Annotated in this window: 12 protein-coding genes; 3 read left to right on the top strand and 9 right to left on the bottom strand. The window is 35.3% G+C overall.

Annotated features, from left to right (window positions below; genetic code table 11):
- Window position 1 precedes the first annotated feature (1 nt).
- Window positions 2-808 carry a hypothetical protein gene (locus GQR56_RS10460; protein WP_024610136.1) on the bottom strand — a complete coding sequence of 269 codons (807 nt, stop codon included), beginning with the start codon at window positions 806-808 and terminating at the stop codon, window positions 2-4.
- Window positions 809-885: 77 nt separating this feature from the next.
- Between GQR56_RS10460 and GQR56_RS10455 the strand changes: the two genes are divergently transcribed.
- Complete coding sequence (locus GQR56_RS10455; protein ID WP_166111097.1) at window positions 886-2,442, top strand: cryptochrome/photolyase family protein; 1,557 nt, start codon at window positions 886-888, stop codon at window positions 2,440-2,442.
- 61 nt (window positions 2,443-2,503) lie between these two features.
- Here the strand turns inward: GQR56_RS10455 and GQR56_RS10450 are convergent, their stop codons facing one another.
- The 8 genes from GQR56_RS10450 to GQR56_RS10415 form a co-directional block, all read right to left on the bottom strand.
- Window positions 2,504-2,950, bottom strand: a complete 447-nt coding sequence (locus GQR56_RS10450) for an Hsp20 family protein (RefSeq protein WP_166111095.1) — start codon at window positions 2,948-2,950, stop codon at window positions 2,504-2,506.
- A 233-nt stretch (window positions 2,951-3,183) separates the two neighbouring features.
- Entirely contained in the window at window positions 3,184-3,711 is a 528-nt protein-coding gene (locus tag GQR56_RS10445; RefSeq protein ID WP_166111092.1) for a redoxin domain-containing protein, read from the bottom strand.
- Window positions 3,712-3,836: 125 nt separating this feature from the next.
- Window positions 3,837-5,231 carry a sigma-54 dependent transcriptional regulator gene (locus tag GQR56_RS10440; RefSeq protein ID WP_166111089.1) on the bottom strand — a complete coding sequence of 465 codons (1,395 nt, stop codon included), beginning with the start codon at window positions 5,229-5,231 and terminating at the stop codon, window positions 3,837-3,839.
- A gap of 9 nt (window positions 5,232-5,240) precedes the next feature.
- Window positions 5,241-5,615 carry an Hpt domain-containing protein gene (locus GQR56_RS10435; protein ID WP_166111086.1) on the bottom strand — a complete coding sequence of 125 codons (375 nt, stop codon included), beginning with the start codon at window positions 5,613-5,615 and terminating at the stop codon, window positions 5,241-5,243.
- A gap of 143 nt (window positions 5,616-5,758) precedes the next feature.
- Complete coding sequence (locus GQR56_RS10430) at window positions 5,759-6,571, bottom strand: EAL domain-containing protein (protein WP_231613153.1); 813 nt, start codon at window positions 6,569-6,571, stop codon at window positions 5,759-5,761.
- A 327-nt stretch (window positions 6,572-6,898) separates the two neighbouring features.
- On the bottom strand, window positions 6,899-7,192 hold the full coding sequence (locus GQR56_RS10425) for a hypothetical protein (protein WP_231613152.1): 294 nt from the start codon (window positions 7,190-7,192) through the stop codon (window positions 6,899-6,901).
- Window positions 7,193-7,567: 375 nt separating this feature from the next.
- A complete protein-coding gene (locus tag GQR56_RS10420; protein WP_240920925.1) occupies window positions 7,568-10,363 on the bottom strand; it encodes a PAS domain S-box protein in 2,796 nt (931 codons plus the stop codon).
- A gap of 384 nt (window positions 10,364-10,747) precedes the next feature.
- The gene (locus tag GQR56_RS10415; protein ID WP_166111083.1) at window positions 10,748-11,782 is read right to left on the bottom strand and encodes a response regulator; all 1,035 of its coding nucleotides are present in this window, start codon (window positions 11,780-11,782) and stop codon (window positions 10,748-10,750) included.
- Between the two features lie 266 nt (window positions 11,783-12,048).
- Between GQR56_RS10415 and GQR56_RS10410 the strand changes: the two genes are divergently transcribed.
- Together GQR56_RS10410 and GQR56_RS10405 are read left to right on the top strand one after the other, a co-directional pair.
- A complete protein-coding gene (locus GQR56_RS10410; RefSeq protein WP_024610146.1) occupies window positions 12,049-12,312 on the top strand; it encodes a GrxA family glutaredoxin in 264 nt (87 codons plus the stop codon).
- A 170-nt stretch (window positions 12,313-12,482) separates the two neighbouring features.
- Complete coding sequence (locus GQR56_RS10405; protein WP_166111081.1) at window positions 12,483-14,351, top strand: DEAD/DEAH box helicase; 1,869 nt, start codon at window positions 12,483-12,485, stop codon at window positions 14,349-14,351.
- Window positions 14,352-14,448: the final 97 nt, after the last annotated feature.

Below are 14,448 nucleotides of genomic sequence, written 5' to 3'. Positions count from 1 at the left end.
TTTATGGTAAAAAGCTTATTTCATCATTTAGACGATTAAGCTTTTTATGCTCAACTTCTATTAATAAATTATATTGAGTGTTTAATGCACTCATTCGTTTTGATAACGCATTATCAAATTCGGCATCCTTTTCGTAGTTTGTTCCATTACTTAGCCTACTTTCTAACTTCAATGTTTCTTCTTTGAGTTCATTACTAAACGTTATTATTTTATTGTTAGATTCTCTAACTTCACGCTCTATCTGTTGTTTGCGGATAAAAGTATCTATTTTTTTATTTTCATTACTGTAAGTATCATTTTGCTTAGTAGAACTAAGTCGTCTGAGTTGTTGGTTAAGTATATCTATGCTTACTTGTTCATTTTTAATAAGCACGTCAAAACGCGATATAGTTGCCATTATTTGCTCCGCAATCGCGACACTTCGCTTAGCTCCAGCTAAATTATCTTTTTGTGAATCCGACTTTTTATTCAAAACGCTAACCTGCTTTTGCATTTCAATTTTATAAGTTTTAATTTTATCTTGATGCTCAATAATTTGTTTTTTTAATGCGGTTATTTTTATATAGGAATCTATATCAGAATCAATATTGTTTATCGAACTGGTATTACTTGGTTTAAGATCATTTTGTTTTTTATCGTTCGGGTTTTGTACATTTAAATGCAATAGTTGAGGATTATCTGCGCATGGTTGTTGGCTAAATTCAACCCCATTACTTGTTTCACATTTATAAATTGCAGTAGTGGCACTAAAACAAACCATAGGGCTTATACCCATTAATAAAATAAAAAGCCTTGTTAATGTACTCATATTTATAACTCCAATTATTAAATAATAAAACGATCGTCTACTTAAATTAGCTCGTATGGTATTTGTTTGGCTTTGTCATGAAACACTATAAAACGCTTAGGCTCATTTTAGGCGATCAACTAAATCCATCTCACTCGTGGTTTAAACAAAAAGACAGTGAAACCTTATATCTTATTGCAGAGCTTAAACAAGAAACTGATTACGTTAAGCATCATATTCAAAAATTATGTGCTTTTTTTAACGCAATGGAGAATTTTTCAGTCGCATTAAAAAGTGCTGGTTTTAATATTTTACATTTAACATTAGATGATACTTGTGATGATCAAAACTTAGTTGAATTACTTAAGCGAATTGCCGATAAATATCAATGCGATACTATTGAGTACCAATACCCAGATGAGTTTAGACTTAAATCACAATTAACCTTATTTCAAAATAATAGTTCATTGAATGTAACTGCTACAGACACAGAACATTTTTTATTACCGTTTGGTGATATAAATACACGCTTCAAAAAAAATAAGCATGTAACAATGGAGCACTTTTATCGCGCTATGCGTAAGCAATTTAATATATTAATTGACGATGCAAAGCCAACTGGCGGAAAGTGGAATTTTGATAGTAATAATCGTAATAAATTTTCTAAAAACGACTTAGCAAATATCCCACGACCAAAGCTATTCAACAATGATGTAAGTAGTATCGTTTCACGTTTAAATAAACACAAAGTCGCTTATTTTGATCAACTAAATGAGCATACATTAGAGTGGGCTACAACGCGTAAACAAGCCATTGAATCTCTCGAATACTTTTGTGAGCACTTGCTTAGTCGATTTGGTCATTTTCAAGATGCAATGACAGATCAAAGTGAAAACAATACCAGCTTGTATCATAGCCGTTTATCGTTTGCTCTAAATGCAAAAATACTCCACCCATTATATGTAATTAAACGTGTAATAAATGAATATGAGCAAAGACCTGATGAGATATCACTCTCGCAAGTAGAAGGGTTTACAAGACAAATATTGGGCTGGAGAGAGTATGTACGCGCTATTTATTGGACTAACATGCCCGACTACGCAACAAAAAACCAACTACAAGCCAAAAATAAATTGCCATCTTATTTTTGGAATGGCTCTACAAAAATGAATTGCCTAAGTCATTCACTCAAACAAAGCCTTGAAACCGCTTATGCTCATCATATTCAGCGCCTAATGGTTATTGGGAACTTTTGTATGCTCACAGGAATTAATCCTGATGAAGTAGATAACTGGTACCTAGGTGTTTATATAGATGCCATAGAATGGGTCGAAATGCCTAATACTCGAGGAATGAGCCAGTTTGCCGATGATGGGATCATTGCAACAAAGCCCTATGCAGCAAGCGGGAACTACATTAATAAAATGAGTGACTATTGCAAAAGTTGCCAATACGATGTTAAACAAAAGGTAGGTGATAAAGCATGCCCGCTCAATAGCTTGTATTGGCATTTTATGGATAGACACAGAGACAGGTTAGAAAAAAACCCGCGTATTGGTATGGTCTATAAAAACTGGGATAAACAAGATAAAACGCTTCAAGAACAAACACTACAACAAGCAACCTACTATCTTAATAATTTAGAAGCGCTTTAAACAAAAAACCGCCTCAGTTGAGGCGGCTAAATAATCAGGGGGGAACTAATGTTAAATAGGTTTACTTACCTTCGAGCAAGTTACCACTACCAATTTCAATTTTTCGTGGTTTAAGTGCTTCAGGAATCTCACGCTGTAACTCTATGCTCAATAAGCCATTAGCTAAATCTGCACTAAGTACTTTTACATGATCTCCAAGCTGGAATTTACGTTCAAAGTTACGCTCTGCTATACCTTGATGAATAAACTTACGTTGGTTAGTTTCATCTTTATTGGCTTTAATACCTGCAACTTTTAATGTGTTGTTTTCTGACTCAATGGTCAATTCACTATCGCTAAAACCTGCTACGGCCATAGTGATTCTGTATTTGTCTTTATCAAGCGCTTCTATATTGTATGGAGGGAAGCTTGGCTGCTTGTCTGTACTAGCTGCCGCATCCATAAGTGATGCTAAATGTTCGAAGCCGATAAATGAACGATAAAGTGGTGATAAGTCTACTGTACGCATAATAATATCCTCATATTTAAGCGATATTTTGCATGTGCTTTTCTATTGAACAAGCTCAAGCAAATTTTAATTAATAATATAAATTTCAATTGTTTAAGTTTAATTTAGGACCCATCAGGCGTCCTACTTAACTATATATGGACGGTAAAATTATTTTCAAGTAAATTTATTAAAAATAATTAAATATAAAATCAAGCGCGTTGTTAAACGCGCCTAAATTAGTACCTAACTACTTAAGAAAATGTTCCTCTAATAGGATAATCATTTTCACGCGTATATTGAATACCAGACAGTAACTGCTGCATATCAGGACGCGAAAACGGGCTATTTGATTTATCTAAAACTTGAACTTGGTTCTGCTCGTTTAAAACAATAATTGCAGGTTCTGCAAATGGATGATCTGTCTCTGTAGTACTTCTAGGTTCACTAATGTATAAACCTAGCTCAGTCATTTGCTCAAGCGTTAAGTTATAATAAAGAGGAAAATTAACGTCTAGTTTTTCATAGTGTGCTTCTAACTGAGCATGGCTATCACCACTTACAGCAACTACTTCTACACCAATATCTTTAAAATCTTGAGTCATTTTAGCCAGTGCGTTTAACTGTTTGGTACACATAGGACAATGCTGACCACGATAAACTACTATCATTTTCCATGGAGCATCTGTAATACGCTGTGTAATATCAACCTGTTCTCGCTCTGTATTACTTACAATCAGTTCAGACAATTTAGATGCGGGTTTTAATGTGTTATTACTCATAATATTCTCCTTAAGAAATGTTATAAATCGTTTACTAAGTAGAGCTTTGGGCATGTAACTAATTTTCAACCATCTAAATTGTAATCGAGTAATATAATTATATTAATAATTTTGATTATTATGACTTACGACCAACCTTTAATTTTTCTGTAAATTGTAGAAGCACTTACACCTAAATAAGCCGCAGCAAGAGGTATATTATCCTCGCAAACTCTAATTGCTGACTCTATAGCTCTTTTTTCAACTTGCCAAAGTGGTTCTATATCATGGGCAACCATAGGCGAGCCAAGTGTATTGGCAATAATATGTGATACTGACGAAGTGCTACTTGCGGGCTTTGCTGATCCTAAACCAAAGGAGCTTGGTAGCATATCTAACTCAACAATTTCTCCATCATTTATTACAACCGTATTTTCAATAACATTTTGTAATTCACGAATATTACCAGGCCAATCATAATTGCAAAAAAGCTGTTTTACATCATCAGCAAATGCATTGAAATTTTTTGCATTGCTCTCACTTTTTTGTTTAAGGATATACTCAGCCAATAACAATATATCGTTACCTCTCTCACGCAGCGGAGGGAGCTTTACAGGAATAACATTTAGCCGATAGTATAAGTCTTCCCTAAAACGCCCTTCTGCGACTTCTACAACAGGATTTCTGTTTGTAGCGCACACTAGACGAACATTACTATGCAATACTTCACTACTACCCACTTTACTAAATATACCAGTTTGCAAAAAGCGTAATAACTTAGCCTGTAAGTTAAGCTCCATTTCACACAATTCATCTAAAAATAACGTTCCACCATTAGCAACCTCAACTGCGCCCTTACGATCGCTTAAAGCGCCACTAAATGCCCCTTTAACATGCCCAAAAAATTCAGACTCAAATAATTCGGTTGGTATAGCGGCGCAGTTTATTGCAATAAAAGGACCTTGGCTGCGAGGGCTCGAATCATGAAGGGTTTGTGCACATACTTCTTTACCTGTGCCACTTTCGCCAGTAATAAACACACATGCTTTACTACGAGCAGCACTGTCGAGTAATCTAAATACTGTTTGCATTGCTAGCGACTCACCAACGAAGTCTTCATTTTTATTATTGTTTTTAACTTCAGGTACTATCTTCACTTGCTTTTTAGGCGTTAGTGCACTTTCAACTGCACTGATCAATCGCTGACCTGTAAACGGTTTTTCTAAAAAATCAAAGCCACCCAAACGCATTGCTTCAACAGCTACATCAATAGAGCTATTTGAAGTAATCATTACTACATTTGCTGGATTATCTTGTTTATTAACAAACTGAAGAACTTCAAGCCCACTTATATCGGGTAAACAAACATCCTGTACAATAACAAGAGGCATTTGTTCTTTAATCCCAACCAATGCAGAGTAACCATCAGCAAAATGCTTACACTCATACCCAACTTGCTCTAGTTGGCTTGCATATAGCGCTCCACTAGCGATGCTATCTTCTACAATATAAACCAACCCTTTGTCCTGTTTACTGCTCATTGCCTTCTCCTATATGGCTATACTTTGAACCATGACTTGGTAGGCATGACGAGTTTTATTTATATTGTGCTTAATAATTATAGCTAGGTTTAAATTTTCTTGTTCTACTATTGGAGGGAAATCATGAAGTTGACCAGCTAAAGTAGCTAGAGGAGTTGCTCCGTATAATGCCGCTGAATTTTTAAGAATGTGCATTATATCTTTAACTTTTAATACATCGCTTTTTTCTATCGCATTACTTAACTCAGTTGTCATAACACCTAACTCATCAATAAATAAGTTTATTAATTTAATCAGTGTTTCTAATCCAACATCCTTTTCTAATTGCGCTAAAATTTGTGGATCGGTGATACTTTTATCGATAAATTGCTCAGGTACTGGCATATATAACCTTCAGCGTTTTTATTGTTTTAAACTAAAGTTAAAAACGGTTTCTTGTGAAATAATAAAAACTGAAAAATAGTGTATACATTGAGAGTAATTCGTTTTTTGCATTTTGCAAATCAATATGAAAAATAGATTTAATACTACTTTGCCCATTTAGCGACGTTTCTCGCTAAACTCTGCGGCTTATCAATTAAATAGCCTTGTGCTATATCACACCCAAGTTGCTCTAAAATTTGCAGCTGTTCATTTTCTTCTATTCCTTCTGCAACAGTTTCTAAACCTAACCTCTGTGCCATCGCGATAATGGCACTACACAAAGTAAAGTCTTCGTTATTAGTCGCTATACCATTCACAAAACTGCGGTCAATTTTTAAACCGTCTATATTAAATTGGCGCAACAAACCCAAAGACGCATACCCGGTACCAAAATCATCAAGCCATACTTTAACCCCTTCTTTGTGAAAGTTTTCGAATACCTTCTCTATTTTTTCAGGGCTGTGGATTAATGCTGTTTCGGTCAATTCTATTTTAATTGCACTTGGTGGAATTTGATGTTTATCAAGTAAATACATTACTCTAGAAAAAATATTGCCATTTAATATCTGAACAGGTGAAATATTTAACGACACTGTAATACCAGTCATACCAAAATTAAGCATCTGCTTTAAGTCAGAAAGGCTTTGCTCAAAAATCCAATCTCCAAGCTCTAATATCATGCCGGATTGCTCAACATGTGGTATGAACTCGTCAGGTCCTACAATACCAAAACGTGGCGACTGACACCTGATTAACGATTCAAAACCAACCAGCTGCCCTGTTCCTAAAGATAAGAGTGGTTGATATACCATTTTAAAATAATCATTTTTCATTGCATCAGACATAATACGCTCTAGCTCATGCCACCTTGCAAGATCAACTGGGTTTTCTGAATCTAAAGTTTTAAATGCATTCATTGTCTGCTCCAATTTAATTTATTCTTAGTACCTATCTAACTAATAGCAATTTACAGACCAAGACACCCGCAAAGAAATAAATATAAACCAAATAAATTCAATGACTTAATGGTTTATTTTTGAACGTTAATAATTATTTTCAGTATTTTCATTTTGCAATTCACTTTGCAAGTCATATTTTGATCAATTTAAGACTAGTCAATTACTTAAGTTAACACCAAATAAATATTATTTAAGCTGTGAAGTATTTTGAGGATTAAAAAAGAGGCATTAAAAGAAGAGTTAGCGAAAAAGCTGGCAATGTTGCATTACCAGCATTAAATCATATTAGTTTGAGCGAATATTACTATGTTTATCATTAGTTCTTACTGTTTCATTTTGTGCATAGCTAGTATTTTGAGAATCGAATGTATTATTGGCTATTTGCGTATTATCAGTATCATCTTGCAAAAAAGTAACAGGCTGCATATTAATCACAGGTTGCGCTACATTCGTATCTCGCAAAGCTGTAATGCCAATAATCAAAACGGCCACAAGTGCGATAGATAAAATCATAATTTCAGGCGTTAATACCCAATTGCTTTGCTTTGGTTGTGAACTTTTAGTATTTGTTTGCATCATGTCTACCTTTTAAATAAATGTGGGAATTCTCTAAATTTAATTCATCGATGAATTTTTCAGATGATTCCCTCTATCTTATAGTTAGTAAATGCGAAAGATGTGCCAATCACACAAAACTAAAAAAAATTTAAAATAGAACTAAAAATCAGTGCCTTAAAAAAACAAAAATAATCTATAAATTAAATCACCATTAAATAGCCGCATATTTTTATTTTGAATTGCAAAATGCAAATCAGTTTGAGAAGCACAATAAAACAACCTTTAAATATCAAACAAAAAAACTAAGCTACGCTTAAAATACTAGCCTAAATTTCACATTAACCAAACTTTTTAACTAATTAAATATAAATACCTACTACATTAGTTAAATTATTCCTAGTTAATCATCTCCCAAATCTCAGCTAAACGCGTGTGTTTTAAATATAGTGCATCACGCGCGTGCTCAGGAGCATACTTTTCAAGCATGGTATAAAGTATTTCTCTAACAATTGGTTTAGCTAAATAATCATTCATCCCTGCTTTTATAAATCGTTCCCTATCTCCATGAATCGCATTCGCTGTTAGCGCAATAATGGGGGTAGTAACATCTAACGCCCTAATAGCCTTCGTCGCTGAAATACCATCTAAAATGGGCATTTGTATATCCATAAAAATTAAATCAATTTTTGGGTTTTGTGCTTTACTAATCGCCTCTTGCCCATCACTTGCAATCTCAACATTACATCCCTTTTGTTCTAAAAACTGTTTTATTACTATTTGGTTATTAGTGTTGTCTTCAACAACCAATACTGTAATTCCCGTTAATTGCTCTAAGTCTTGGGAATGATTTAACGATGCCTCTTGATCGCGATTGGTAAATATTATGTCTAAATGAAATAACTGTTCCTCTAATAAGTGAATCCCTCGAAGTATATGAGATACTTTAAAAGGACCATTGAGTCTCAATTCATTATCGTTAGTGCTCTCTGGTAATAAGCTTTTACCAAGTAAGTCTATAACAAGTAAACAAGGTCTATTTGGTAAGAGGAATGAATCTAATCCTTTACGTACTAAAGGAACCATTTTAGGGTCGGTCACAACAATGGCATCAGGCGTATCAGTTATTGGCGTATGAGGAAGCTCCTCATAACATTCAAAAGTTACAGAGTGGCGTAAAAGCATATGCTTAATGGCTTTTTGCAATACTTTATTACTTCCTAAAATCCATACTTTAGGTTTTTTACTGCGTGCAGCAAATCCCTCTCGCTGTATTGAATTAGTAGTATCTATTTTTAAAGGGTAGTTAATAATAAACTCACTTCCCTTTTTAAGCTCAGACTCAACTTTAATATCACCACCAACTACATCACAAATTTGTTTACAAATGGCAAGCCCTAAACCGCTACCACCATGTTCGCGGGTGATTGAGTTATCTGATTGAATAAATGGCTTAAACATACTTTCTAGTTTATTTTTTGCAATACCAATACCTGTATCTTTAAAACAAAGCTCCAGAGTGAGATCATCATTTATAATTTTTATGCATTTAACAGTAATAGTGATTGTGCCTTGCTCAGTGAATTTAATTGCATTTGCTAATAAGTTTATTGCAATTTGTCTTATTCGAGCATGGTCTCCAACAACCTCTGCTGGTACATCTGGATATAAATCAAAAATAACTTCCAGACCTTTTTGCAGTGCAATTCCTGTAACTATATCTATAGCTTCTTCAATGCAGGTATCAATACTAAAAGGTCTATTATCGAGAGATATAGCTTGAGCTTCAAAACGAGAATATGTAAGTACATCATCTAAAACACTTAACAAAGCATCTGAACTCGTTTTTATCATTTGTGTATAACGCATTTGTTCAGAAGTTAAACCGGTATGATGTAAAATATCTGCAGAGCCAATAACTGCATTTAAAGGCGTGCGTATTTCATGACTTATATTCGCCATAAAACGACTTTTAGACTCGGCAAGCATTATAGCCTGATGTTTAGCTTCTAGTAGTGCATGCTCTGCTTCAATTCGCTCTTGAATATCAACCAAAGTCGCAGCAATAGACGACAAACTCTTATCGTAAGAACTTACAATTGGGGTTAGCGTCATTTCGACCCAGTTACTTTCACCTTTAAAATTAATTAATCGTATATCAAAACGACAAATGTTGCGCTGTCCCTGCTCATAATTTAATAGGGCACCATTTACTTTTTCAATATCATCTTGAGCAATAAATTTTATAATGGGCAAGCCAATATTTTTGTGAGCTTCGCTATTAAATAAACGCTGCCACGCTTTATTTATAAAGAGCAAGTTACCTTGCGTATCTAATCTCAATACAATGTCTGGAATATTATCAACGACCGAATGGTAGTTATATTCTATTTCAGCCATTGCTTGTTCAGCTTGCACCCGCTGTGTAATATTTGTTTGTATTGCAATAAAATGCTTAACTTCACCAAACTCATCTTTAACGGGGTTAGCATCAATAGCAACCCAGTATGGTTCACCACTTTTACCGTAGTTAATTGTTTCTACTTGAAAAGGTTGACCATTTCTCACGGCCTCAGACATTACTTTACATGTACTTTCACACGTTTTTTGACCTTGTAGAAGCTTACCAGGGATTTGCCCTATAACCTCCTTACATTCATAACCCGTAAGTGTTTCAAAACTATTATTAACCCACTCTATAAAACCAAACTTATCTGTAATAATAACCAAATTATTAGTATGACTCGCCACTAACGACAACCGCTTGGCATGTTCCTGTTGCTGTGTTGATCGTAATTGAAAGTCTTTGTGGCGCTGTACGTCGTGCAACGACCCTACAAAACGACCATCATTATCGTAAGCAAGTTTAAGTTCAAACCAGTTAGCTAAACCATCACTATTTTTTACTTGCAGTTCAATACTACAAGTTGCAGCACCTTCAATTAACCCACAGCCATACATAGTTAAATGCAATACATCTCTGCCAGCTATCAAATTAGTAAGCGATTTTCCTATTAATGACTCACTTGAATAACCTAACCTAGTTTGCCAAGCTTCGTTTATATAAGTTAATAAAAAACTTTTATCGCACTCAAAAATACATTCATCAAGCAATGATAAAATTTTTGCTTGATGACGATTTTTATTTGATAGTTGCTCAACTAACGTATATTGAACTTGTAATTCGTCATTCATTAACATTTCCATCTTTAATTATTCCGACTAATGCCTTTATGAACACTGCTATTTTCAAAGGCCTCTTTACAAAAATAATTACTTATAAATAATTGCCTTTGATATTTTAAGTTTAGTTTTCAAGCAAAATAATCCCCCAATAACAGGCGTAAAAAAGTACCAAATGTGGTCGGTACAATTTTTTATGGGTAATTAGTTTTTTATTACCCGCTATGGGTGAAAATGTAAGGGTATAAACAATACAAGGACTTTATCGATTTTTGACCTTCTCGTTAGTTTGTAGATATTGCGTCAACGCTAAATAATTACGAATGTAATCAAATTCTTAAAAATCAATACCCCAATACCTAAAATGTCACCTGGGTATGCTTTTATTAAAATTAATTACGCAGCTTGCCAAGGTTTAATAAATTTTTCGAGAACGGCTTTAGTAACAGGTTTTTGCAAATAATGAGTAATACCTTTGTCAAATAGCTCAGCAATTTGTTCATCACATGTAAGCCCCGTTAAAATAACTTTAGGTGTGGTGTTGTTTGGCGAGTTTTGCTTAGTAAGTTGCTGAGCAACATCACTGCCGTACATACCAGGCATACGTTCATCCAATAACAATAAATCAAATGATTCATTCTGAGCGAGAATTAAAGCGCTTTCGCCATTTTCAGCGCATGTTACTGAACAGCCAAGCATTTCTAGCATAACCTTAGTCGCTATTTGGCTAGGTAAACTATCATCAGCAACTAAAATTGATAAACGGGTTTGAAAGCGCACCGTACTTAAAACCGTCATTAAATCGGTGTCAAAAAACGGCCACGCTATAACCTTCTTCGATAACCTATCTTCTTTGTTAAAATTACTTAATTGCTCAATAGAACAAAGCTTAAGATGTGTTTCTAAGCTAGAACCATGAAACTTTTCTAGTAATGCATCCTCATTTAAGTAACGTAAGTCCTCAAGTTGTACGCTTCCTCGCGCAACACTATCAAACAATTTAAATTGCAAACCATAACGTCCATTTATTTCTGACGATATTCTTAAACAACTTTTAAATAAAGCTTCACTACCAGTTAAAACATCAATATTTTGATCATCACTAAGCAATAATTTAATAGGCTCTTTTGTTGAGATATGACCATTAATGTCCAACGTATTTATCTGATCTTTGTCGTCCACTTTATAATGAATGCTAATACCTTTTAAGGTTGCTTCAACTATTAGCACAAAGCAGTGTTGTGTAGATTTTAGAGCTGGGATAATAAACGTTTCAATTTCAGTAATTAACTGTTCTGGTTTTATTTGAATGCACACATAACTACATTGCAGTTTATTAATTAATGTAATAGCCAAATGGCTGTTATGTTTTTTGCAATACTTACCGACTATCCCTTGGATAGATTCTAAAACATGGCTATGAGTATTCATTTGGTATCCTAAAAACCAATGTATAGCCAAATATTTACAAGTTATATGCCATAAATTTAAAAACGTTTTATTTCATTACATTCAATATGTTATAAATTAACTTTTAAAAATCGATTATTTAATTCGCATTTTGCAAATCACAATGCAAAGCGGATTAGTGTTACTCTTCGTACAAATGCTTTATTAGAACAGTGCAATCGATTTTTTACACTTTAAAATATTTTTTAATCATTTAAACTGATATTAATCAAATAAAGGAGAGCATTATGTTAACAGTAATTTTTGGTCGTGAAGGCTGCCCATTTTGTGTACGTGCTAAAGACGTAGCAGAACAATTATCAAATGAACGTGATGACTTTAAATTTCGTTACGTAGATATAATTAAAGAAGGCATCAGTAAAGTTGACCTTGAAAAGTCAGCTGGTAAACCTTGCCCTACAGTTCCGCAAATTTTTATTGACCAAGATCATATTGGTGGATTTACAGAATTTGAAGCTTACGCAAAAGAAAACCTAGGGCTCTATAAATAAGCCTTAATAAGCTCTGTATCAAAAATGTTAACCAGTTTAATTACCCTAGAATTGAACTGGTTAAATTTCGACCAACATCAACCACATAGAAATTAGTTGTAATTTATACAAGCATTTGCCTCGCGAATCCTATATAATGCGCGCCTCTTTAAATTCGTTGAGGCGTATTAATGTCAGAACCAGTCACGTTTGAATCTCTAAATCTTTCTCCTGCAATTTTGAAGGCAGTTGAAGAGTTGGGTTACAAGACACCATCTGAAATCCAAGCTCAATGTATACCGTTATTGCTAGAAAGAAAGGACGTACTGGGACTAGCTCAAACGGGTACAGGTAAAACCGCAGCATTTGCACTGCCATTGTTAAATAATATTGACCCGTCTGTAAAACAGCCGCAGATCCTTGTACTTGCACCTACACGCGAGCTTGCGATCCAAGTTGCTGAGGCATTCGAACAATTTTCTAAACACATTCGTGGTGTTGAAGTATTGGCACTATATGGTGGCCAGAGCTACAGCATCCAGTTAAGCGCACTTCGTCGTGGCGCACAGGTTATTGTTGCAACTCCAGGTCGATTAATCGATCACATTAACCGTGGCACTATCAAGTTTGATGCTTTACAAGCACTTGTACTTGATGAAGCCGATGAAATGTTACGTATGGGCTTTATCGATGATGTAGAAAGCATCATGGAAAAAACACCGCGCGAAAAGCAAACATGTCTTTTCTCTGCGACTATGCCTAAGCAAATTCAAAACATCAGTAGCCGTTATATGAACAATCCTGAACAGGTTCATATTTCAGCACGTAACTCTACAGTATCATCTGTTGAGCAAGTGTTTTGGAATGCAAGCGTACACAAGAATAAAGCGATTGTTCGCTTCTTAGAAGCTGAACAGTATGAAGGTGCTATTGTTTTCGTACGTACACGTAACGATACAGTACAACTTGCTGAGTTATTAGAGCGCGAAGGTTTCTCTGCTGCTCCACTTAACGGTGACATGAACCAGCAAGCACGTGAACGCACTGTAGAACGCTTAAAAAGCGGCATGCTAAATGTTGTTATTGCAACAGACGTTGCTGCTCGTGGTCTAGATGTTGACCGCTTAAGCTTAGTTATCAACTACGATATCCCACAAGATTCTGAAGCCTACGTTCACCGTATCGGCCGTACAGGTCGTGCTGGTCGTACTGGTAAAGCAATTTTATTCGTAAAACATAACGAACGTTATTTACTTAAAAATATCATTCGTCATACGAAGTCTGAAATTGCACAAGTTGAATTACCAACTGCAAAAATCGTTGAAGAAAAACGTATTGAAGCGTTACAAGCAAAATTAACTATTGCGCTTGAAAACAAAGACATCACGTTCTTCAATGACGTAGCTACTAACATGGCTGAAAAACTTGACCTTCCACTTGAAAGCTTAGCTGGTGCGTTACTGTGTTTAGCACAGCAACAGTCTCCTATTAAAGTTGAAGAAGTTAAGATTCAACCTCGTGAGCGTAACGAACGTAACGATCGCAATCCACGTAGTAACGACCGCAATGATCGCGGTGGTGACCGTGGTCGTCGTAACGAACGTGGCGGCGAACGTGGTGGTGAACGCGCTGAGCGTAAACCTCGCGAACGTAACAGTCGTGATGCAGGTCCTATGGATACTTACCGTATCGAAGTAGGTCGTGAACACGGTGTTCAAGTTAAGAACATTGTTGGCGCTATTGCTAACGAAGCTGACATCTCAAGCAAGTTTATTGGTGATATTCGTTTACACGACAATCACAGTACGGTTCAGTTACCGCAAAACATGCCTAAAGATGTACTTGATCATTTCCAAAAAGTGTTTATTTGTAAACGCCCTATGGGTTTAACAATTACACAAGATCAAGGTCCTGCAGAACCACGTGCAGAACGCTCTGAACGCCCACCGGCTGACAAAAAGCGTAGCTTTAGTAAAGACAAAGATGACAGCCAACGCGGTGATAAGCGTACTGGTCCTCGCAAAGAACGTCGCCCAGTAAGCTTTACAACGCCGAAATAAGCAACGCTTCTTTAATAAAAACCTTGCCACGTAAGTGAGCAAGGTTTTTTTGTGCCTGAATTTTAGCTAGCAATTTATAGAGTATTCTAAAGAGCAC

It is taken from the genome of Pseudoalteromonas sp. Z9A5 (assembly GCF_011378875.1).
GTDB lineage: Bacteria > Pseudomonadota > Gammaproteobacteria > Enterobacterales > Alteromonadaceae > Pseudoalteromonas.
Note: the sequence above shows the minus strand (reverse complement) of the source record. Positions and strands in the feature narration are given on the sequence as shown.